This window comes from Candidatus Methylacidiphilum fumarolicum, from assembly GCF_949774925.1.
Lineage (GTDB): Bacteria > Verrucomicrobiota > Verrucomicrobiia > Methylacidiphilales > Methylacidiphilaceae > Methylacidiphilum > Methylacidiphilum fumarolicum.
The window spans coordinates 1150247-1170831 of sequence record NZ_OX458932.1 but is presented as its reverse complement, the minus strand read 5'-3'; the positions used below and the strand labels follow the sequence as shown (position 1 = coordinate 1170831).

Annotated in this window: 22 protein-coding genes and 1 other RNA gene; 8 read left to right on the top strand and 15 right to left on the bottom strand. The window is 38.9% G+C overall.

Annotated elements, in window-relative coordinates; genetic code table 11:
• Positions 1-242: 242 nt before the first annotated feature.
• From QOL44_RS05360 to QOL44_RS05340, 5 genes are all read right to left on the bottom strand, one after another.
• Entirely contained in the window at positions 243-611 is a 369-nt protein-coding gene (locus tag QOL44_RS05360) for a 4a-hydroxytetrahydrobiopterin dehydratase (protein ID WP_009058790.1), read from the bottom strand.
• A 95-nt stretch (positions 612-706) separates the two neighbouring features.
• The gene (locus tag QOL44_RS05355; protein WP_009058792.1) at positions 707-1585 is read right to left on the bottom strand and encodes a c-type cytochrome; all 879 of its coding nucleotides are present in this window, start codon (positions 1583-1585) and stop codon (positions 707-709) included.
• A gap of 31 nt (positions 1586-1616) precedes the next feature.
• The gene (locus tag QOL44_RS05350) at positions 1617-2489 is read right to left on the bottom strand and encodes a substrate-binding domain-containing protein (protein ID WP_009058795.1); all 873 of its coding nucleotides are present in this window, start codon (positions 2487-2489) and stop codon (positions 1617-1619) included.
• Between the two features lie 48 nt (positions 2490-2537).
• A complete protein-coding gene (locus QOL44_RS05345) occupies positions 2538-2735 on the bottom strand; it encodes a hypothetical protein (protein ID WP_045086649.1) in 198 nt (65 codons plus the stop codon).
• Between the two features lie 7 nt (positions 2736-2742).
• Positions 2743-4578 carry a methanol/ethanol family PQQ-dependent dehydrogenase gene (locus QOL44_RS05340; RefSeq protein WP_009058797.1) on the bottom strand — a complete coding sequence of 612 codons (1836 nt, stop codon included), beginning with the start codon at positions 4576-4578 and terminating at the stop codon, positions 2743-2745.
• Positions 4579-4757: 179 nt separating this feature from the next.
• Between QOL44_RS05340 and QOL44_RS05335 the strand changes: the two genes are divergently transcribed.
• The 3 genes from QOL44_RS05335 (at position 4758) to rnpB (ending at position 7177) form a co-directional block, all read left to right on the top strand.
• On the top strand, positions 4758-5948 hold the full coding sequence (locus tag QOL44_RS05335; protein WP_009058800.1) for an MFS transporter: 1191 nt from the start codon (positions 4758-4760) through the stop codon (positions 5946-5948).
• Positions 5949-6027: 79 nt separating this feature from the next.
• Entirely contained in the window at positions 6028-6645 is a 618-nt protein-coding gene (locus QOL44_RS05330) for an HAD family hydrolase (RefSeq protein WP_009058801.1), read from the top strand.
• Between the two features lie 130 nt (positions 6646-6775).
• An RNA gene (gene rnpB, locus QOL44_RS05325) (RNase P RNA component class A) lies at positions 6776-7177 on the top strand.
• A 470-nt stretch (positions 7178-7647) separates the two neighbouring features.
• On the opposite strand, the gene QOL44_RS05320 is transcribed toward rnpB, so the two are convergent.
• Genes QOL44_RS05320 through modA form a run of 3 tightly spaced genes read right to left on the bottom strand, consistent with a single transcriptional unit; the run spans position 7648 to position 10160 of the window.
• Positions 7648-8793: an ABC transporter ATP-binding protein gene (locus tag QOL44_RS05320; RefSeq protein ID WP_009058802.1), complete on the bottom strand. Its 1146-nt coding sequence runs from the start codon at positions 8791-8793 to the stop codon at positions 7648-7650.
• Positions 8766-9443, bottom strand: a complete 678-nt coding sequence (gene modB, locus QOL44_RS05315; RefSeq protein ID WP_009058803.1) for a molybdate ABC transporter permease subunit — start codon at positions 9441-9443, stop codon at positions 8766-8768. The genes QOL44_RS05320 and modB overlap by 28 nt, the downstream gene beginning before the upstream one ends.
• Before the next feature lie 15 nt (positions 9444-9458).
• A complete protein-coding gene (gene modA, locus QOL44_RS05310; RefSeq protein ID WP_228343201.1) occupies positions 9459-10160 on the bottom strand; it encodes a molybdate ABC transporter substrate-binding protein in 702 nt (233 codons plus the stop codon).
• A 225-nt stretch (positions 10161-10385) separates the two neighbouring features.
• On the opposite strand from modA, the gene fdhD reads away from it, so the two are divergent.
• A complete protein-coding gene (fdhD, locus tag QOL44_RS05305; protein ID WP_009058805.1) occupies positions 10386-11237 on the top strand; it encodes a formate dehydrogenase accessory sulfurtransferase FdhD in 852 nt (283 codons plus the stop codon).
• Positions 11238-11311: 74 nt separating this feature from the next.
• Positions 11312-12862 (top strand): hypothetical protein, encoded by a 1551-nt coding sequence (locus QOL44_RS05300; RefSeq protein ID WP_009058807.1) that lies wholly within the window; start codon positions 11312-11314, stop codon positions 12860-12862.
• A gap of 4 nt (positions 12863-12866) precedes the next feature.
• Here the strand turns inward: QOL44_RS05300 and QOL44_RS05295 are convergent, their stop codons facing one another.
• Positions 12867-13289 carry a hypothetical protein gene (locus tag QOL44_RS05295; RefSeq protein WP_009058809.1) on the bottom strand — a complete coding sequence of 141 codons (423 nt, stop codon included), beginning with the start codon at positions 13287-13289 and terminating at the stop codon, positions 12867-12869.
• Between the two features lie 103 nt (positions 13290-13392).
• Between QOL44_RS05295 and QOL44_RS05290 the strand changes: the two genes are divergently transcribed.
• The gene (locus QOL44_RS05290; protein ID WP_009058811.1) at positions 13393-13866 is read left to right on the top strand and encodes a peroxiredoxin; all 474 of its coding nucleotides are present in this window, start codon (positions 13393-13395) and stop codon (positions 13864-13866) included.
• Positions 13867-13991: 125 nt separating this feature from the next.
• On the opposite strand, the gene QOL44_RS05285 is transcribed toward QOL44_RS05290, so the two are convergent.
• Entirely contained in the window at positions 13992-14189 is a 198-nt protein-coding gene (locus tag QOL44_RS05285; RefSeq protein WP_153300094.1) for a hypothetical protein, read from the bottom strand.
• Positions 14190-14466: 277 nt separating this feature from the next.
• On the opposite strand from QOL44_RS05285, the gene QOL44_RS05280 reads away from it, so the two are divergent.
• Together QOL44_RS05280 and QOL44_RS05275 are read left to right on the top strand one after the other, a co-directional pair.
• Positions 14467-14997 (top strand): Tll0287-like domain-containing protein, encoded by a 531-nt coding sequence (locus tag QOL44_RS05280; protein WP_228343202.1) that lies wholly within the window; start codon positions 14467-14469, stop codon positions 14995-14997.
• Between the two features lie 131 nt (positions 14998-15128).
• Positions 15129-16043 (top strand): alpha/beta hydrolase, encoded by a 915-nt coding sequence (locus tag QOL44_RS05275; protein WP_009058816.1) that lies wholly within the window; start codon positions 15129-15131, stop codon positions 16041-16043.
• Positions 16044-16057: 14 nt separating this feature from the next.
• Here the strand turns inward: QOL44_RS05275 and QOL44_RS05270 are convergent, their stop codons facing one another.
• The 5 genes from QOL44_RS05270 to QOL44_RS05250 are packed head-to-tail and all read right to left on the bottom strand — an operon-like array spanning position 16058 to position 20437.
• Positions 16058-17278, bottom strand: coding sequence for a molybdopterin molybdotransferase MoeA (locus tag QOL44_RS05270; RefSeq protein ID WP_009058818.1), 1221 nt, complete (start codon positions 17276-17278; stop codon positions 16058-16060).
• A 27-nt stretch (positions 17279-17305) separates the two neighbouring features.
• Positions 17306-17836 (bottom strand): molybdopterin-guanine dinucleotide biosynthesis protein B, encoded by a 531-nt coding sequence (mobB, locus tag QOL44_RS05265; protein WP_009058819.1) that lies wholly within the window; start codon positions 17834-17836, stop codon positions 17306-17308.
• Positions 17818-18441 (bottom strand): molybdenum cofactor guanylyltransferase MobA, encoded by a 624-nt coding sequence (gene mobA, locus QOL44_RS05260; RefSeq protein WP_009058820.1) that lies wholly within the window; start codon positions 18439-18441, stop codon positions 17818-17820. Before mobA ends, mobB begins: the two co-directional genes overlap by 19 nt.
• A 5-nt stretch (positions 18442-18446) precedes the next feature.
• A complete protein-coding gene (locus QOL44_RS05255; protein ID WP_009058822.1) occupies positions 18447-19238 on the bottom strand; it encodes a histidinol-phosphatase HisJ family protein in 792 nt (263 codons plus the stop codon).
• Between the two features lie 26 nt (positions 19239-19264).
• Entirely contained in the window at positions 19265-20437 is a 1173-nt protein-coding gene (locus tag QOL44_RS05250) for an aminotransferase class V-fold PLP-dependent enzyme (protein ID WP_009058824.1), read from the bottom strand.
• Between the last annotated feature and the right edge of the window lie 148 nt (positions 20438-20585).

Below are 20585 nucleotides of genomic sequence, written 5' to 3'. Positions count from 1 at the left end.
CCGGAGAAAGAAAAGGCCATGGCAATCCTGGGACGTTCCGACCAAAACCAAGACGAAAAGATCGAAATCAAGTCAGGCGTAAGCAAATCTCGAGTATGGCTTTAGGAACAGTGGCTTGAACGGAAGCTCGTCAATGATGCCATACAAACTCATAGGGGAGGTAAAAGCCTCCCCTATTTATCTCTCTTGTTCTTGTAGTTAGAACAATTAAAAGCTTTTTTCTCTTAAAAAATAGGAAAAAGTTACGATTCAATATAATCTTTTAAAAGTGGTTGATAGAGGCTATCTGTTTTTGCTGCCATAATAAAATCGTTGCGATGTAATCCGTTGATCTTGTGGGTCCACCACCACACTGTAACTTTTCCCCATTCCGTCAAAATAGAAGGATGATGTTTTTCATTCTCTGCAAGTTTTCCGACTCTTTCAGTAAACATCAGAGCCGAAGCAAAATCAGGGAACTCATATTTTCTTTCCAACATTTCTACCCCATTTTTTTCGACAATTTTCCATTCTGGAATTTGCCTACTTAATATTTCCTTCTCTTCTGGTGTCACTTTGGGGGCATCGCCACGGCAAGCAACACATTTTTCTTCTGAAAGATTCTGTCCCATAATACTTACATTGTATCCAATGTCTAAAACAAAGCAATAGCCTTGAACATTCCAAATCCAACAAAGTTTGGAAACCTTCTGAACCTCACTTTCGATTATTTTGGAGCTACATTATATACTTTTAGTACATTGAGCAAGGCCTCAGCGCATTTTGTTACATATACCATAGAGCTTTGTTCTTGACCTTCAAATCCTTTAGGCGCGGGATATGCTTTGGAAAATGCTATCATTTTAAGTTTCCTCGATGAATCCAATTCCATTGTATAAAATGCGGCCAGAGGAGCCCATAAGATAGCTCCATCTACTTTCCCTGCTAAAAGATCTTCCACTGGTTTCCCTAGTTCTCTTTCTTTATCAGGATATACTTTAGGTTTGGCATGAAGCAAACCAGCTATTTCTTTTCCAGAACTGTTATCGAGAACAGCGAGTGTAGAGCCAGCAAGTTTACTGTCTTCTGCAGATGAGAAATTCTTTGAAGAGGCATCAAAAACTAAAACATATTGGCTTTGATATCCCGTCAATTTGGGAAGAACGGCTCTGAGCCAATGAGGGTCAGCTTCCACAATAGCACATGATTTCTTATCTATATTTATTTGACCCGATGTTCCTCCGGCCTGTTCGGAAGCAGCAACTTTACAATACCTTACAAAGGTAATAACCTTCCATATTTCGTCATCGGTCAGCACTCCACCAAACATTCTTGGCATTGTTTGTTGAGGAATCTGTCCTTTAATGAGTTTAAATAGGGTCTGATCATCGCTACCAAAAACCCACGTATCATCTATAAAAGAAGGGCACATCCCACCGCCACCCCCTGCTCCATGACAGCCGTTACATCCCATCTTAAAGTATAATTCTTTACCCTGAGAAACGACCGTTTTGTCTGATGGAGTATAAGGATTTTTCGCTTGGGCAAAAAGACTGCCAAATGGCAACAAAGACAACATTAAATAAACAATGCTAATTTTTTTCATTCTTAGCTCTGATAAATAAAAGTTAATATTGTTAGTTGACGTTTTTTGCTGAAACTTCGTGGCTTTTTCCGATATTCGTGTTTTGTTCGATATCAGCTGTAGTTCTCAGCAATGGAACACCATATTCTTCAAGAACCTGTAAAATTTCTCCATGTTTCGAATCAATAACCTGATCAAGTTTGTTTTTAAGCTCTTGATCCCCCTTTTTGACCCCCATGGAAATATCAAAGGCCATTGGAATTCTCGGATTATTGCTTGTCAAAGGAACCATGGTTAAGGCTGCCCCCTTCTTTTTGATGTAAAAGCCGGCCACTGGTCCCCAGACAAGCCCAATATCAATTTTATCACTCAAAACCTCTTCAACGATTTTCCCAGGGAAATCTTCAGGATGGAAGACAGGATCAAAAAATGGGGAATATCCAACAACATTTTCTATAATCCCTTTTTCAGCAAGAAGTTGATGGGGCGGACTGTTTATCAAAACTCCTATTTTTAAATGCTTCAAAGCGGGATCATCCAAGGATTGAATGTTTAATCCCTTATCTTTCTTATAAACCATTACATAGGAAGTCCTATAATAAGGTTTTGTAGTTAGCACCTGTCCCCAAGTCGATGGCACTCCAATAATCACATTGCATTTTCCTATTTTCAACGTATTTCGAACAAGACCACGTTGATGCGCAAACCAATAATAAGAAAGAGGAACATGTAGGGAGTCGGCTACGATTTGAGCGATTTTATTCTCAAATCCTTCCAATTTTTGATTCGAAAAAGGAAGATTTCCTGGATCAGCGCAGGAGCAGATTTCCTCTGCCCTGCATACAAACCCTATAAAAAACACAAATAAAAGGCTAAAGGATAATAGCTTCAGCCTATGTAAAAAATGAAACCTTAACCCTAACATTTTTGCTCCTTTTTCTTTTCTAGAACCTATCCCCTATCCTCTGTCACTTCAAGGATTATATCCCCTTTTCCCTAGAGGCTTAGACTGATTAAAAAAAAGCCCATCCGCTTCTTTTAAATAAGTATTGGTTTGTAACGTGCTTCTGCCTTTTTTGCAAAGCAACAAATCGCTTTGGTCAAGGCTATCCAGCCGCTGCCAGAAACCTTTTTGTTTGTAAGGCAGCGGCTGGATAAAATCAATCTTCAATGGAAGATTATTCTAACGCAAACACATAGAGCTCTCCTCCAACTGTAGTAGCTTTCGGAAGACCTGCTTGATAAGCAACTCCAACAGCCCCAAGACCCGCATAAGGATCATCGGGAGGAAGATTTTGAGCCACAGCAATCCCAAACCATCCCCCAACTCCAGAATAGACAGCAACGTATTGCTTTTTATCAGGACCCAAAAAGGTAATTGGATTCCCAATAATTCCAGAGCCCAACTTCTGTTGCCAAAGAACCTTACCAGTCTTGATATCTACCGCCTTAAACCATCCATCCATCGTTCCATAGAACGCAAGCCCACCGGCTGTAACCACCGGTCCACTCCATACGGGGAAATGCTCATGAATCTCCCAAACTCTCTTCCCTTTAAGAGCATCATAGCAGATAAAAGCTCCATAATAATCATCCTTACCTTCATGCCCTGAATACATAAGCACATTCGCACCCACATAAGGAGCCCCAGCCGTATAGGTTGCCTCAACCCCTTCATAGTTCATACACATATTGTTGGTTGGAACATAAAATAACCCTGTTTGAGGAGAAAAGGCCGCAGGCTGTTGATCCTTGCCTCCCATAGAATTCGGACAAATCCCTTTGGTATCAACTCCCTGTTTTGTCCTTTTTTCTGGGATTTCAACAGGTCTATCGTTTTCTTTGCTTATTTCTTTAGCCCAGTTAACATAAACAAAGGGTTGAGCTTCTATTAACTGACCTGTCCTTCTATCCAAGACATATCCAAACCCATTTCTATCGAAATGAACAAGACAGGGTGTTTTCTTCCCTTTTACAGTTAAATCAGGAAGAATCATCTCGTTGACCCCATCATAATCCCACGAATCCCAAGGAGTCATCTGATAAGCCCATCTAGCTTTCCCAGTATCAGGTCTTCTAGCAAAAATAGTGCAGGACCACTTGTTGTCTCCTCCTTTTCTTTGTTCGGCATTCCAGGTTCCAGGGTTGCTTGTCCCATAGTAAAATAAATCAAGAGCAGGATCGTAACTATACCATCCCCATGTAGTCCCCCCACCCAGCTTCCATTGTTCCCCTGGCCAAGTTTTAGTTCCATCCCCTGGACCACCATGCTGTGGAAACTCTTTATTGAAGTCAGAATCTAACAGGACCTCTTCATCAGGGCCTTGGCTATAAGCTAACCATACCCTATTGCCTGTATTGATATCATAGGCTCCTACCCTTCCTCTGACTCCGAATTCTCCTCCGGATACCCCAACCAGAACCTTATCTTTAACGACCAAAGGTGCTCCTGTAATGGTCTCTCCTTTAGTCACATCTGCATGCTTCATTTTCCAGAGTTCTTTTCCCGTATTCGCATCAAGGGCAATAATTTGACCATCCAAGGTTGTCATGAATATTTTTCCATTCGCATAGGCTAGACCTCTGTTCACTACGTCACAGCAAGCAACTGCCACTGCTTGACTATTCTGTACAGGGGTATATTGCCATTTGATCGCGTATGGTTTTTGAGTCAAATCGAGGGCGTAGACATGGTTAGGATAGGCTGAATGGACATACATCGTCGTGCCTACTACCAATGGTCCGCCTTCGTGTCCACGCAAAGCCCCGGTTGAAAAACTCCAGGCAAGTCGTAGACGGGACACATTTTTGGTGTTGATTTGATTAAGTTCACTATACCGCGTATTTGCGTAATTTTTGTTTTGCATGACCCATTGGCCGGGTTCTTTTTCAAGTTTAATTAACTCGTCATTCGCTTTTGCAAGCGATAAAGAACCAATCAAGCCAAAAGCAGCCAACAATGTCGCATTCTTAGCCACGGCATACTTTTTAGGCTTTTTTAATTTCACTGTCATCGCTTCCTCCTATTATTAATTCTATGGTGCCTTCCATTTACCACTCTTGTGAGTTAAGTCAATAACAAATATAAGGTTTTCATTGACAGACAACAAAAAAGCTGTCTTTCCGTTTCATCAGGTCTTATTCACTTGAGTGTTTTTGTTAGCATTATCACTTATATAATTTTTTTCACAAAATGAAGCTTTTTTTTCGAGAAGGTTTATTTAGTTATAAATCCTATAGAATTGCCTTTATCGGTCAGTCGATCTCTTTTATCGGCAGCTGGATCCATTTTATCGGTCAGAGTTGGCTTGCCTACCAGTTGACACATTCGCCTATAGGGCTTGGAATGGTTGGTTTCGGATCGACCATCCCTTCTCTTCTTTTTTCCTTCTTATCTGGGATGACCGCCGATAGGTTTCCAAAATTAAAAATTCTTATATTGAGTCAATTTTCCAATTGCTGTCTTTCTTTCTTTCTCGGGCTATTAAGTTATCTAAAAATGATAAACTTCTATGAGCTCCTTCTGCTTTCCTTTGCCATGGGTATTTTCAATAATCTAGAGCTTCCCTCCAGGCAAACCCTACTTCTTTCTTATCTTCCGAATAATGAGATTAAAAGAGCCATTGCTATGAACGCTTTTCTTTTCAACTCAGCACGGCTTATAGGGCCAGCGGTAGCTGGCATTATCCTACCACTGTATGGACCTTCTATTTGCTTTTTTATAAATGGAATTTCCTATATCCTTTCTATTGGTTCTTTTATTTGGGCTTCATCAACAAATGAACGGATCAAAGACCAGCCTTCCGGTCGTTCAACAAAGAATAACTTTTTTGTCCTCATTTCTAATCCTGCAGTTTTTTATCCATCTATCGTCCTAGGCATTGTTACCCTTTTTGGTTGGTCCTATTCAGTTCTTCTCCCTTACATCTCTTCGCAGATATATCATCAGGGATCTAAAGGATTAGCTCTTTTCTACAGTGCTAATGGCTTTGGAGCCATTAGCGCAGCACTCTTGATATCTTTTTTCCCTAACCGCTTCAGTTCATCAACCTTACAAACTCTCTCTATGATCATATTCTCTTTTTCTCTTTTTCTTTTCTCCTTTTTTCCCCCATTTTTCTTTTCCATTCTAATTGTTTCCTTTCTGGGTTTTAGTCTTGCCCTTTTTGTCTCCGCAACCACAATGTTTCTTCAAGAAAGAATCTCCGATTCCATGCGAGGAATGGCATTTGGACTTACTACCTTTTTTTTCCAAGGTTTCTTTGCTATCGGAAATCTCTTAATGGGGACTTTGGCTCAGTTCCTTGGTACAAAATTGAGTTTAATGATTGGGTCAGTCATTTGTTTTACGGCGTTTTTTTCTCTGCGAATCCGTTCTGAATAATGAGAAAGTATTCCTCATTGACCTATATTTTTAGAGCAACTTTTTTTTCTTTCTATTTTTTTTCTAAAAAAATCCTTTTATGCCTTTCTCTCCAATCAACACCCTTTTTTTGGATGTCGGAGGTGTACTCTTAACGAATGGATGGGATAGTACTGGAAGAAAAAAGGCAGCTGAGGTTTTTGGGCTTGATCCTGTAGAATTTGAAGAAAGGCATCATTTAACTTTCGATACGTATGAACAAGGAAAGCTGACTTTACATGATTACTTAAAAAGAACCGTTTTCTATCAAAATCGCCCTTTTAGCATGGATGATTTCAGGCAATTTATGTTCAGCCTCTCCCGTCCTTATCCAGAAATGATAGAACTAATCAAGAGTCTGAAAAATAAATATAACTTAAGGTTAGCGGTTTTAAGCAATGAAGGTAGAGAGCTACAAGTCTATAGGATTCAAACATTTGGACTTTATAACTTTATCGATTATTTCATCGTTTCTTCTTTTGTACACCTTAGAAAACCTGACGTGGATATTTTTCAATTGGCCCTTGATGTATCTCAGTCTCCTCCACAATCTGTGCTTTACATAGAAGATCGACCAATGTTCGTCGACATTGCACGCAGCCTTGGTATTGAGGCTATTAGACATGAATGCTTTGAAAAAACAAAAGCTGCATTAGCTTCTTTTGGGCTTGTTTCTTGAATTTCAATGAATGGGTATTTTCTTACAGACTAATAAGTCTTTTCATGAAGTCTAAGCCGCAATGATCTACAATCTGATGATTCTGTTCTATTTGCACGAAACAAAAAGATTGGTTATTATATTAAAAAGATACCAAGGGGATGCCGCCGCTCGGGGCTTTTTCCAAGCACCGAGAGGAAAGTCCGGACTCTTCAAGGCAACAATCCATTGGAAACAATGGGCTTGAATAGGCGAAAGCCATTCAAGACGGAGAGTGTCACAGAAAAAATACCGCCCAAAAGAACTTTGGGTAAGGGTGAAAAGGCGGGGTAAGAGCCCACCGCATGGATGGTAACATCCATGGCAGGACAAACCCATTGTGGAGCAAGGTCAAGCAGGGACAACGGTAGCCTTGCCATTCTCAAAGTTAGATTTGAGATGTCCCAGGTAGACCGCACTGCTCCTTAATGGAGCGGATCCCTTAGGGATAGACAGATGGCGGCAAGTCCAGGAGACTGGATTACAGAATCCGGCTTATTCCCCTCGGTATCTTTTCTCTTATTTTTGCTGTAAAGCAATATTCTATTTAAAATCCTCCAAGCAATTCAGCATTGCACCTTGCTTTGAGTAAGTAAGTCAAAAGAGCTAAACACTTTGTTCTTTGCTGCTGTACACCCCTGTACTGCTTGAAGGGCTGAAAGATATAGAGAAAAAAACAATTGATCAATCGATTAAGCCTCATAAAAAAGCTACCAGAGCAGAGGAGGGATAAATCAGCTGGCTCTTTTGTGTCACACCTTCTTTAAGTAGCTATATCTTTACATCGCTATAATGGGACCAGGGCTTAGGCTTCAGTGGATAGAAAGACAGTTTTGGTTTCAGAGACCAGCAATACATACAAGAAAACAAAATCCTGGTTTGCCAATCAAGTAGTCGAAGGCTCCTATTGTAGGCACCATACACACCCCTATTGGTAAGGCTTTGCTGGATCCATTCATTAAAATCAATCTATAGTCCTTCTACTTAAAAATCTCTTTCTATCAGGTGTATTCCCCCCGCCTTAAGTAAAGAACATACGCTATCCCCTTCTCTTATTTTCAGTTCAAAAAGAGCGTTGTGGCTAATAAGTGCAGTTAAGACCATCCCACAATCTATAAAAACCTGTGCAAAACCTTCGTTGATTTTTATTTTTTTAATAGTTCCAATAAAACGATTTCTTACGCTGAAGCCATGTAATCCACCTGCTGAACCTGATACACCGTCTGGCTTACAAAGAGAAAGATCTTCTGCACGGAAAACACAAAAGACTTTTTTTCCACTCATGATTTTTCCCATATTTTCTTTCAAAACAGCTTCCACAAGCCCAATGGGTGTCTTCATCCTTACATTTCCATTAGTTATGTCAAGAATTTCCCCTGGAACGATGTTTTCTATACCGATGATTTTAGCGACCTCAACCGTTGCAGGTTGCATAAACACTTCCCGCAGCTCTCCAAGTTGTAGGAGTTTCCCATGATCAATTATACCGACAAATCGAGCCATTTGGATAATTTCAGTTTTTTCATGGCTAATCAATACTGTCAGCCTACCATTTTCAGAGGCAATTTCTTCAATAAGCTGTCTTAGGAATTCTTTTGATTTAAAATCAAGACCATTTAAAGGTTCATCGAGTAAAAGTAACTTCGGCTCCCTGGCTATTGCCCTAGCCAAAGCCACTCTTCTTCTTTCCCCTCCGGAAAGGGTTTGCGGCCACCGCGAGGCCAAATGTTCAATCCCCACTTTTCTCAAGGCTTGCCTTGCTTTATCCCTAGCTTCTGTTTGAGTGAGTTTGAGTTGGTTTTTAAGTCCATAACCCACATTGTCTTCAACTTTTAAATGAGGGAAAAGAGCGTCTTCCTGAACAACATAGCCTATACTTCTTTTGTAGGGAGGAACATTTATCTTTTTTTCTGTATCCAGCCATAGTTCTTCGCCAACTTTAATAATTCCGTGATCTGGAATATCTAGCCCAGCTATACAGCGTAAAAGAGTCGATTTTCCGCTCCCTGATGGACCAAATATCGCTATTAAAGAAGCTGGAAAAAGAGGGAGAGTTAATTCTATTTCAACTCGAAAATCTTGGGAAAGATCCTTTTCTATTTTTAAATAAAAAGATTTTTTCTCTTCCATTGGCTATTTGAAGTTGAATATACAAGAAAAAGGACGAAGGATGAAAATAAGAGAAGTACAAGCGCCGTCGTATTTGCTCCTTGATAATTGAGTCCTTCGACTTGGTCATACAAAGCGATAGAAATAGTTCGAGTTTTGCCTGGTATATCCCCTCCCACCATGAGCACGATACCAAACTCTCCTAAGGTATGAGTAAAACTTAAAACTGTCCCACGCAAAAATCCTTGTAAAGAAAGAGGAAAGATGACCTTAAAAAAAGTATTCCATGGGCTTTCTCCACAACATAAAGAAGCTTCAATGAGTTTGCTATCAACCAGACTGAAAGCTCCTGCTAAATTCTGAACCATGAAAGGCAAACTATAAATTATAGAGGCAACGAGTAAACCTTCGAAAGAAAACACTAGGGATTTTCCAAATAATCTGGAATAGACAGTGCCAATACCTGAATTACCAAAAAGAATAAGCAGATAAAAACCAAGAACAGTTGGAGGTAAAACTAAAGGTAAACTGACCATGGAATCCACAAGAATTTTCCACTGTCTTTTTTTTCCAAAACTCAACCAATAGGCAAGAGGTATACCTAACAGATATAAGCAGATGGTGGTCCAAAAGGATAATTTTAAGCTTAACCAAAGTGCTATCCAATCCACGCTTCCAATCCGGTTTTATGGGTAAAACCCATATTTTTTTAAGGTCTTCTGACTTTCTTCGCTTAAAAGATACTCCTTAAATTTTTTAGCAATGGAAAGATTCGCCAGTTTTTTTATAATAATACCATATTGAAGAATTCTTGGGTAAAACGAATGAGGAATTTCTACATAATTACCCTCATTGCTAGCTTTAGGCGACAAAGCAATTGTCAGGGGGATAAAGGCAAGTTCTGCATTTTTTCCTTCAGCAAACTGAAAGGCTTGAATGACGTTTTCTCCATAGACAAATTTAGAATCTAATTTCTCCCACAGTCCTGCATTCTCTAAAGCTGTTTTAGCTATTTTTCCATAAGGAGCATGCTGGGGACTAGCAAGGGCTATTTTCGACACTTTGTTGTTAGTGAGCAACTCTTTCCAATCTTTTCCCTCTCCAAACAAACCTCTTCGCATCCAAAGAACTAGCCTGCCTTCAGCATATTGGAACGGTTCTTCAGCTGCATAACCCTTGGTATATAGTAAAAAAGGATATTCTTTATCTGCAGAAAGAAAAATGTCAAAAGGCGCCCCTCTTAGGATCTGTTCATAAAATTTTCCAGAGGCTCCATAGATAACTTCTACTTTCACATCTGGATTGCGAGTCTGATAAGGACCAATAATCTCAGGAAGAACAAACCTCAAATCCGCCGCAGCCGCAACCGTTAATGTAGAAGTCTGCAACGGCTTTTGGCTTTGAGCAAAACACGCCGAAAAAGGCTGTATTAAGAAAAAGTATAAGAGAGATGTTAAATATAGAAAACGCATAGCTATTTTTAAATAACATTAAGGGAATTGTCAATGGGAGGAGAAATAAGGAACAAAATGTTGTCATTCTTTTAAAGCCATTATTTTCTTTTCATCTTTCATTCTTTAGAGAATGTTTTAAAGATTAGTAAGGTTTTGAGCATGATGGAAGAACAAAGGCCAGGATCAAAAGTACCAGTTCGAATATGGGAATTTTCTGATTCGAACAAGAGGAATAGGTTGGACTATGTGATTACTGAAGAACCCTTAGAAATTCGACTTAGGGCAGGCAGTGAAGAAAAAACGCTTGCTGTTACTATGAGAACACCAGGGGCAGATTTTGATCTATCCCTTGGATTTATTTTTTCTGAAGGCATTGTGACTGGTCTAGAGTCCGTGCATTCCATTTCCTATTGCATAAGAAAAGAAATTGCAGAAGCACAGAGATACAACACGCTTTTGGTTACCTTGAATCAACCTCATCTCCCAGCAATGGGACAGTTCGAAAGACATTTTATGACTTCCAGTGCTTGTGGGATTTGCGGTAGAACTGTTGTTGATCTATTAGACAAAAAAGGAAACGTTTCAGCAAGCTCCCAAACCAATTGGAAAATCCCAGTAGAAATCCTTTATAAGCTTCCTGAAGAATTTCAAACGCGACAAAACCTTTTTAAGACGACAGGCGGATTGCACGCTGCCGCTTTATTCGATATTGAAGGGAACTTGCTCCAAATCAAAGAGGATGTTGGAAGGCACAATGCAATGGATAAATTGATTGGACATGCCCTTCGAGAAGGTCTTGTTCCAATGGATAAATACATTGTTATGGTTAGTGGTAGGGCAAGCTATGAGCTACTTCAAAAAGCTTACATGGCAGGACTTAAATTTTTCTGTTCTGTCTCTGCTCCTAGCAGTTTGGCAGTCCTTGTTGCCAAAAAATTTTCTATGACCCTTATAGGATTCCTTCGTAAAAAAAGATTTAATGTTTATAGCGGGATTGAGAGGATAAGCTAAGCATTTTTCTTTTTTCTGCTCCTAATCTTTGTCGTACCATTGCAATGAATGGTTTTTCGAATAGATTTTAAGTGATGCCTTCTCATTATAAGCGTATTTTGTTAACCTTAACTGGCATTTTTTTATCTCTTTCTATCCTCTGGGGGATGAGTATTTGGCAAAGACAAAGTGACCAAAAACAAACTGAGATTAGAAAGTTCAGATATGAACTGGGTAAGGAACTGGATAACTTATCACCTTTAATTCAGCAAATTGAAACAGAAAAAAAACAATTTGACACTCTTTATGAAAATACCTTGAGGTCCTCTTTGCCTGAACAGGTTCCAATATCCTTGATGGAGACTTCTCTTTTTAGATATCAAAACCTAGTAGATGAGCTTTCTGCAAAAATTGCCAAAATCAACACCGAGATTTCTTCCCTCGTAGCGAAGTGGAATCTATCTTCTCAGTCAGATTTATTCGATCCTGTTCTTTTGCACCAATGGACAGCCATCAATGCAAAAATAGACACTTTTTCTTCAGATCTCCACTTGCTTCAAACAGATGTCCAACTTTCTTATCAGAGAAGAAACGAACTTTTAGCTGCAATCGCCCAGCAAAAAGAATCATTAAAGAGACAAGAAGCACTGGCCGCCTCTAAAGCTGCCGCTTATTCTACAACTACGGCTCCTACTCTTGCCAACGCCTCTACTCCATCCTCTCAACTCTATGTTGGGAACGAAGAAAACAATACACAATTAACCTATTCGGGCAACCCATGGGGGGGTTATGGATATGGGTGGGGATGGGGATGGCCCTGGTGGTGGTGGGGTTGGGGCTTTGGCTTTGGATTTGGTTGGGGATTGTGGTGGCCTTTCCTGTGGGGCCCCTTTGGATTTTTTCCAGTTGTAATTGAAAAAAATGTCTTTATTACAAAAACTCCTACCCATCAACATCCTGCCACCGTGCAACAACATATGGGAAGAAATCTCACCCATACTATTCCTTCTGCAGGCCATCCTTTTAACCATCCTGGATCTTCTCATGTTAACCAACACCAACTGGTTCATGCCAATGGGATCCACAACGCGGCTCATGCACTTTCTCATGGTTCAACTCACAACTCTCTTCATTCAGATTTTCATCAGCTTCTTCACCAGGATCATCAAAACCTTATTGGCTTACATCATGGAAACTGGGCACATGGGCAACTTAACAATTCCCTTTCCCCTGTTCATCCGCAACATCTAACCTATCACGGCCTTCATGATGTCACCGGCCATACACTGAATATGCCTTCTTCTGGTCATCTGGCTTCTCATTTTAGTGGCGGAAACGCATCTTCTCATTTTGCAGGTCAATTAGGCAATGCGCACCTCCATTCTTTTTCAGGAATGAGCAGCTTTCACGGAAGTACTGGAATCTCCCATGGATTCATATTCCATGGAGCCAGTGGTCTAAGCCATGGAGGATTTTATGGCCATCAAGGCTTTATAGGGCACCAAGGCTTTATTGGTCATCCAGGAATGTTTCATGGAGGTATGGGCGGATTCCATGGAGGAATGGGTGGCTTTCATGGTGGGATGGGTGGATTCCACGGCGGAATGGGCGGTTTTCACGGAGGAATGGGGGGCTTCCACCGCTAAAGTTTTATTTGGTCTTTGTGTCTTGTGATGCTTCTTCCATATCTTTTTGAATTTTTCCTGCTTCTTTTCCAATCGTCTTTTCAGCTTTTTTCAACTGCTCTTGAGCTTCTTTTTCCCATTGGTTCCATTGTTTTAAAAAATCCTGTTGTTCTCGAAGATACTCTTGATGAAGGGCTGCAGCTGCTTTCCGGTTTTGCTTAGCAACTGCTTGTTGCCAATCACTGAATATTTTTTCTATCCGACTGTGTTTTTTCTTTAAATCCGCAACCTTTCTATCTTTTGATGTATTAAAAGTAGATGCATTAGTGTTAGCGTTGGCGTTTTCATGTTGGCGGTTTTGAAGAGGGTCAGTTGGATTTTTGCCAAAAGTTTCAAAACAGAGAGAGCTAAAAAGCAAAAGAGATAAAGAAAAGAAAAAGATTTTCATATGTAACAATTAAATCGAGGAAAAAGAAAAAATACAATGGCAATTGATTGAGAAGTAGTCTTTTTCGTTTTCTTTTTTTTTCTTTCTTTTATAAGTTATTGATATGAATCAGACTACATTACCATTGGAAATTGGGGCCGATGTTCCTGATGTCATTGCTGTTGACCAAGATGGCAATAGTATTCCTTTACAATCTATTGCTAAAAAAGGAACCTTCTTATTTTATTTTTATCCCAAGGCGGATACACCTGGTTGCATTAAAGAAGCCTGTAATTTAAGAGATAATTATAAAATGTTGATAGATCATGGAATTAAAATATTCGGTATTAGTATGGATACAAAAGAGGCTCAAAAAAATTTCAAAGAAAAATACCATCTTCCCTTTCCTCTTTTGGCAGATCCTGAAGGAAAACTTGTGGAAAAATTTGGAGTTACCAAAAAAAACGGCCATGCTTCAAGGCAGTCTTTCTTGGCCAGAAACGGGAAAATTGTTTGGCGTAACCTAAAAGTCAAACCTGAGACTCATGCACAAGAAATCCTAGAAGAGGTCAAAAAGCTCAACGAATCAAAAGAGTAATTTTAACTAACTTTAAAATTTCAAAAACTTCTCCCTATGGCAAAACAATTCTTTATAAATGCATAATTCATTAAAATTCTGGATTCAAGCACTCCTCTCTTTGTTATTTGGATCTATTCTTTTTGTTAAGCCTCATTTCCTCTACTTCTTAATTGCTTCTTATCTGCTTCTTTTTTCTGTTTTTGGTTTCTTTTTCCATCTTCCTCTCCTATTTTGTCTTTGGACGGCTTTATGCGGTCTACTGATTTTCCTTTTTCCCAACTTGATAGCTTATCTAGTGGCTTTGCATTTTGTCCTTTTTGGACTTTTGACATTTCTAACAATAGGACCATCCTTTTTCAGCTTTTTCCCTATAGCTATAGCCATTCTTCTTTTTCTTTTTCCAAATGCCATTGCCTATCTCATTGGATCATATTTGATAGTTAACGGTATAGGCGCTCTCTTAAGCCTTTTTATGCAACATAAAGGAAGATTTATGATATGAAATGGAATCTAGTTATTTTTAAGAGATCCTTGGGGTTGTCGTGCTTTTTCTTTCTTTATTTTTCTTTTGCCTTCATTTGCCACTCTCAACAGGAACCGGTAACAAGCATTGCTTCGATGGAAAAAAATCAAACAATCGAAAAAATTGCCGCTCCTATAGCACAAGAACTTCAAGAATCTCTTAAAAATATTTTAACAACAAAACTTAAGGAAGTCGGGCCAATAGAGACCCTTAAATATTGCAATTTACAAGCCTTAGCTTTGACAGATCAAGTAAAAGAAAAGCATGGTGCAAGAATTACCCTTTTAAAAAGGACCTCTGATAAGATAAGAAATCCTCTTAACAAACCCGATTATCCAGAAAAAGAGGCCCTCGAAATTTTTTTAGAGGCTCAGAGAAGACATGAGCCTTTTCCTTCTAGTTATGTCCAGAAAGTAGAACAAAATTGGAACACTAAATATCGATATTATAAACCACTTTTTATTGGCAATATTTGTTTAAATTGCCACGGATCTCTAAGCCAGATGAGTCCATCTCTTAAAGAAGAATTGCAGAAAAGATATCCCTTAGATGAAGCGACTGGATATAAGCTGGGTGATTTTAGAGGATTAATTACCGTTGAGATCAGTTTATCTGAAGGAGACTGAATGTAAAGCGAAGGGCTTCCAAGTCCTATTCTTTCTTGTTGTCAGTGTGTAGCCTCTCTATAGTATGAACAAAAAAAAGCAAAGATTAATGACTTTTTTCCAATCGTAATAGATTGGTTCCAATACTTCCTATGTTATTTTCTCTTCTTCTTTTCTTCCTTGGCTTTGTAATTCTTTCTGGTTCTATTCTTGTTTTAGGCTTGTATTTTTTTGGCAAAGTTTTAGCGAATCTCGCTGTGACTGTACCGCCTGCAGCAAGCCCGAATCTAAATCCTGAATTGATTGGTTTAAAATATCAAAACTGGAAAATTCTATCAAAAGACAATATAGGACTAGCGGCTTGGTTTATTCCTCCACCAAGCTTTCCCTATAAGAAATCCCCAATCATTGTTATTCATGGATTAGGAGCCAATAAGGAATTTATGATGAGTTATATCCAACTAGGGCATACGCTAGAATTTCCTGTTCTTGCCATTGATTTACGAGGTCATGGTGAAAGTGATCCTACTGTAGTTACCTTAGGGTTAAAAGAAAGCATGGATATAGAAAGTTGGATAGAAGAACTAGAAAAAAAAGGTTATACTTCCCCTATTCTTTGGGGAACTTCTCTTGGGGCGGTCACAGCTCTTCTTGCCGGATCAAAACTTAATGGAAAAATCAGTTCAATAATAGCCGATGCCCCATTTGACACTCTTTATAATGCTTTAATAACCCATGCTAAGGTACTATTTAGACTAAGCGAGTATCCAATGGTTCCAATCGTTTCATGGCATCTCAAAAGAAGTTATGGTATTGATGCTCATAAAATTGATTGTGTAGAGGCGGCAAAGAACATTGATTGTCCCCTTCTCATTCTTGCTGCCGAGCAGGATGTCAGAATGCCAATTAATATGGTTCAAAGAGTCTTTGATGCGGCAAAAAATCCTAAATTTTGGTGGGTCATTCCTAATGCCAATCATGAATTAAGACTATTCAATGATGATTTTAAAGAAGTCATTACGAAATTTTTGTATAGAACATCAATAAAAAGTGATCGGTCAGAATAATAGCTTAGCGCCAATCAAAGTCGCATACAATCTACAAGTGTATTTTTGGGGACGAGGCTCAAATCTTGAGCCAAACAAATAAGAACATCTGCTTTTGTCGCAGAAAAAACCCCTGAAGGATCTGTCAACGACACCGGATGAACCATTATTTTGCCTCGGCAATCCTCTTCTTTTGCAAAATAGTATTCTGCTCTCCCCTGTTTTTTTGCTACATCCATTGCTAGATGCGCCTGAAATTTTAAAAACGGATTCCTAGACCATCCCATGAGTTTGGCAACAGCCTTTCTTACCAGTTCATAAAAACAGACCACAACAGCTGCAGGATTCCCAGGAAGAGCTATAAATGGAATTCCATGAAAAGAAGCAAAGGAGAAGGGACGGCCAGGCTTAATAGCAATTTTTTTAAAATAAACTTTACATTGTGTATCAATAAACCTAGCAACAAAATCTTTTTCTCCAACAGATAATCCTCCAGTAGATAATATAAGATTGGCATTGCACCTCTTGGCCTTATCCATTTCCTTTTCTAGTTCTTCCATATCATCAGCTATTATATTTCCACCAATCACCTCCACTCCAAGCTCCTTTAAAGCATTGGATAGAAAAATCCTATTGCTATCATAAAGCTGGCCCATCTCAAGAGTTGCCCCAACTGTTTTAAGTTCAGTCCCCGTGCTTAACAAGTACACAACCGGTTTGGGTTTCACTCTTAGGTGAGTAATACCTAAAGTTGCTAAAAGATTGATCGTTCTGGGATCTACTTTTATCCCTTTATGAAAAAGCAATTCCCCTTTTTTGATTTCATCTCCGGCTTTTCGGATATTTTCACCCTTTTTATAGGAACCTTTTATTTTGATTCGGCCATTCTCAGCATGAATCTCTTCTTGGACGACAACCAGATCAAAGGGTTTAGGAACAACTGCCCCTGTGGCTACTTTAACGCATTGATTGGGATGAAAATCTTCCAAAATGGGCATACCTGCATACACTTCAGCTGCCGTTAAAAACTCTTTTTCTTTATTTTCTAAAAGTGCTTCTGAACAAAAAGCATACCCATCCATCATAGAGATATCAAAAGGAGGAAAGGCAATAGGGGAAAAAATATCCTCAGCAGTGATTGAGTTTAATGATTCTTCTAAGGAAAGTAGTTTATCCCCTTTAATTTCGTTAATAGTTTTCTCTATTATCTCTAAGGCTTGAGCAATGGGAATATAAGTAAGAGGTTGCTGATTCATCTTTAATTTTTGTTTTCTTTCAACGACCTAAAGTAAAGGAAGTCTGGCATCTAACAAAAAAGAACTTATAGCCGATGCATCGTCTCTAAAAAAAACGGGTAAGTTTTTATAAGAACTTATCGGTGCTCTTTGTTCTGTAATAAATCCAAGGCAATTATCTGTTTCTTGCAACACTTCTTCCCCTTGTTCAATCCTATCGATAAAACAAAACTTCGGGAATGGATCCTTTTTAAAACCTTCGATTAAGATAAAATGATACCTAAAAGATCGCATCAGATCAAAAAATGCATTGAGAATCATTTGTTGAGAACACTCACAATCCACAATCATTGCCGCTTGCTTTTCCGAAATGATACAGACGCTTGAAGCTCCAGAATCTTTAAACTTAAAACTATCTTTTCCAGGACAATCCATTTGAAATCCTTTATGGGCATGCTTTAAAGCCCCAACTTTATAGCCTTTAGAAGTAAGCAATGCAACAAGTTTACATATTAGTGTGGTTTTTCCACAACCGCTTCTCCCTACAAAGCCAACAATAGCTATAGCTTGTTTTTGCATTCACTTAACTTTTTATCCATCCAATCAAACATCTTATTGGCTTCCTCAAATGCTTCAAGAGTATTAATGTTAAAAAATCTTTGCGAGGCATCAGCCCAATTCACATTAAGTGCTGCAACCTTTCGATAAAAACCTTCGACTTGCCGCTGTCCTGAAAGCAAGTATTCTTCTAGCGGTGACAATGCAGATTTTTTAAAAAGAGCAAAAAGAAACTGTTCTTTTTGTCCATCCGAAATATAAGCAACCGAAGCAGAAGAAGAAAGGAGTTTTTCTAGAATGACTTTCTCCCATCCAACTTCAAAAAAAGGACAATCACATGGAAGAACGAACAACAAAGGACTTTGTATTTGCAGAAGAACTGAATAGATCCCTCCTAATGGTCCCAGCTTTTCTACACAGTCTTTTATAACAGGCCAACCATATTTAGCATATTCATCGAGAAAACGGTTGGCACTGATCCAAAGGGTTTTTACCCTTGGTGCAAGTTTTTCAGCAGCATAAACAAATAATGGTTTTCCTTTAAGCAGTAAAAGCCCCTTTTCTTTTCCCCCCATCCGTTTGCCTTGCCCTCCGCAAAGAATGACACCATCGATGTCAATTTGCATCTTTTTTATAAAGGATAAACGACTTTTTTCCTTGAATTGAATAGCGTCAGCTCGCTATAACCTACCTCTTTGACTAGGCAAAGAGCTTTATCAAAGTCACTGCCGACTTCAGCAGGACTATGGGCATCAGAACAAATTAAAATAGGAATTTTTTTTTCATAAGCCATTTCTAGAAAGCGTTTTTCTGGATAGATTTCTTGAACTGGCTTTCTGAGACCCGCCGTATTAATTTCAAAAGCAAGATGATGATCAGCCATCGCATTAATAGCTTCTTTATAAAAAAAAGAAAGATCTTGTTGGGGTTTCCGGTTAAATTTTTTTACCAAGTCAGGATGTGCCAAAAAATCGAAAAGTCCCGAACAAGCCATCTTTGTATACAAAGAAAAATATTCGGTCCAGACGGCTTCAACTGAATATTCATCCCATTTGTTTAATTTTGAGGGATTATCAATGTCCCAATCCTTGGAAATATAGTGGACGGAGCCTATAAGATAGTCCCAGGGAGCTAAAGTCGATAAAAACTGAATATGCTTTTCATAACCCAAAAGAAAATCACACTCTAATCCAAGTCTAATAGGATAATTTGGAAATTTGTTTCTTGTTTCTTCGATCAGTTGGAAATATTCATCGAGCTGGTCAAGAGACATTCTCCAGTTGTCGAAATAATGTGGCATAGGATTATGATCAGCAAACCCCACTTCTATTAGTCCCTTTTCTATTGCCACTTTAACATACTCCGACGGTTCTCCAACAGCATGGCCACACAGTGGAGTATGAAGATGATAGTCAAAAAGCATAACCTCTTTCCAATACAAAGGAAATCTCAGTCTTTATGAGACAGGATTTCAATGGCTCTATTAATTTCATCTTCGGTGTTATAAAAGTGCGGAGAAAACCGAATATACCAATTTTTATTCCTATCCATCCGAAAAGAAATTATTATTCCTTGAGATTTTAATTTGGCAAGCAGTTCTGTAGGATCAACACCAGCTGCTGTTGCAGAAACTATTCCAGAACATCGCTCAATGGGAAAATCATCAGACAAGCATTTCCAACCAATTCGATTTAGACTTTCTCTAAGATACTGATGCAGAAAAAGAATCCTTTCTCTGATTTTATCTATACCGATGGCAAGCAAAAGATCCATCGAAGCCTCCATTCCAATAATGCCTAAGGCATAGAGAGCCCCACTTTCATAGCGTCGAGCTCCTTTTTCTAATTCCATAGTTTCCTGGGCAATAAAATGGGGAGACTTGACATTCCATGCTCCAAGCAAAGAAGGAGCTAGGTAGTCTTGTAAAGATTCTTTGCAATAGAATATCCCAGCTCCAAGAGGACCTAGAAGCCACTTATGAGAATCAGCACTGAGAAAATCAAAATATTCAGCGTCCATGGTTGAAATGCCTAAGGACTGTATCCCATCTAAACTGAATAAAATGCCCCTATCATGAAGCGCTTTGCCAATTTCTTTGTAATCCAAAAGATAACCTGAAAGATAATGACAACTAGCAAGGGCTACAAGCTTTGTTTTGGAGTTAAGGACATTTAAAAGCAGAGGCAAAGTTATTTTGCCTGGTTCCTCAGGACATAAAGGAACGGTTTTAACCCCAAATTTTTCAAGATTTTTCCATGGATAGACATTGGTCGGATAATCATCTGGATAATAGACAACTTCATCCCCTGGTTTCCATGGGATGCCATTGGCTACCAAATTAAGTCCAAGAGCGGTAGGACCTAGCAAAGCTATTTCGGAGGGCTTAGCATTGATCAATTTTGCAGCTGTTTCTCTGGCTTTTGTAATGGTTTCAAAAAATGATTCTGTTTCTTGGCTCCAATCAGAAGACTCAAATGCGGCTGCTGATATCTTTTCTGCCGAAGGAGCGGGCAAAGGAGAAACGGCCGCATGAGCCATGAAAATTCTATTGCGGGTTACCGGGAAAAGCGTATTTCTTAAATTTTCTATGGAAAGAATATCTTCTATCGAACCTTTTAGCATGAAAGCCTACTAATATAAGTTATATAAATAAGTTATATAAATATTTTACATTATCATCCAACTTTTTTGATAACTGAAGTACACTCCCATCCCTGAAGACATAGGCATTCTAGCAACATCTCACAGATGGTTTGAAAAGGTATGTCCA

What these genes read in the sequence shown, in the direction of transcription:
- QOL44_RS05270 (WP_009058818.1), bottom strand. Translation starts at nt 17,278, where the DNA reads ATGAATCAGCAACCTCTTACTTATATTCCCATTGCTCAAGCCTTAGAG.
- QOL44_RS05275 (WP_009058816.1), top strand. Translation starts at nt 15,129, where the DNA reads ATGTTATTTTCTCTTCTTCTTTTCTTCCTTGGCTTTGTAATTCTTTCT.
- QOL44_RS05350 (WP_009058795.1), bottom strand. Translation starts at nt 2,489, where the DNA reads ATGTTAGGGTTAAGGTTTCATTTTTTACATAGGCTGAAGCTATTATCC.
- mobB (WP_009058819.1), bottom strand. Translation starts at nt 17,836, where the DNA reads ATGCAAAAACAAGCTATAGCTATTGTTGGCTTTGTAGGGAGAAGCGGT.
- QOL44_RS05250 (WP_009058824.1), bottom strand. Translation starts at nt 20,437, where the DNA reads ATGCTAAAAGGTTCGATAGAAGATATTCTTTCCATAGAAAATTTAAGA.
- QOL44_RS05355 (WP_009058792.1), bottom strand. Translation starts at nt 1,585, where the DNA reads ATGAAAAAAATTAGCATTGTTTATTTAATGTTGTCTTTGTTGCCATTT.
- QOL44_RS05330 (WP_009058801.1), top strand. Translation starts at nt 6,028, where the DNA reads ATGCCTTTCTCTCCAATCAACACCCTTTTTTTGGATGTCGGAGGTGTA.
- QOL44_RS05295 (WP_009058809.1), bottom strand. Translation starts at nt 13,289, where the DNA reads ATGAAAATCTTTTTCTTTTCTTTATCTCTTTTGCTTTTTAGCTCTCTC.
- mobA (WP_009058820.1), bottom strand. Translation starts at nt 18,441, where the DNA reads ATGCAAATTGACATCGATGGTGTCATTCTTTGCGGAGGGCAAGGCAAA.
- QOL44_RS05360 (WP_009058790.1), bottom strand. Translation starts at nt 611, where the DNA reads ATGGGACAGAATCTTTCAGAAGAAAAATGTGTTGCTTGCCGTGGCGAT.
- QOL44_RS05320 (WP_009058802.1), bottom strand. Translation starts at nt 8,793, where the DNA reads ATGGAAGAGAAAAAATCTTTTTATTTAAAAATAGAAAAGGATCTTTCC.
- fdhD (WP_009058805.1), top strand. Translation starts at nt 10,386, where the DNA reads ATGATGGAAGAACAAAGGCCAGGATCAAAAGTACCAGTTCGAATATGG.
- QOL44_RS05280 (WP_228343202.1), top strand. Translation starts at nt 14,467, where the DNA reads ATGGAAAAAAATCAAACAATCGAAAAAATTGCCGCTCCTATAGCACAA.
- QOL44_RS05300 (WP_009058807.1), top strand. Translation starts at nt 11,312, where the DNA reads ATGCCTTCTCATTATAAGCGTATTTTGTTAACCTTAACTGGCATTTTT.
- QOL44_RS05335 (WP_009058800.1), top strand. Translation starts at nt 4,758, where the DNA reads ATGAAGCTTTTTTTTCGAGAAGGTTTATTTAGTTATAAATCCTATAGA.
- QOL44_RS05255 (WP_009058822.1), bottom strand. Translation starts at nt 19,238, where the DNA reads ATGCTTTTTGACTATCATCTTCATACTCCACTGTGTGGCCATGCTGTT.
- QOL44_RS05340 (WP_009058797.1), bottom strand. Translation starts at nt 4,578, where the DNA reads ATGACAGTGAAATTAAAAAAGCCTAAAAAGTATGCCGTGGCTAAGAAT.
- QOL44_RS05290 (WP_009058811.1), top strand. Translation starts at nt 13,393, where the DNA reads ATGAATCAGACTACATTACCATTGGAAATTGGGGCCGATGTTCCTGAT.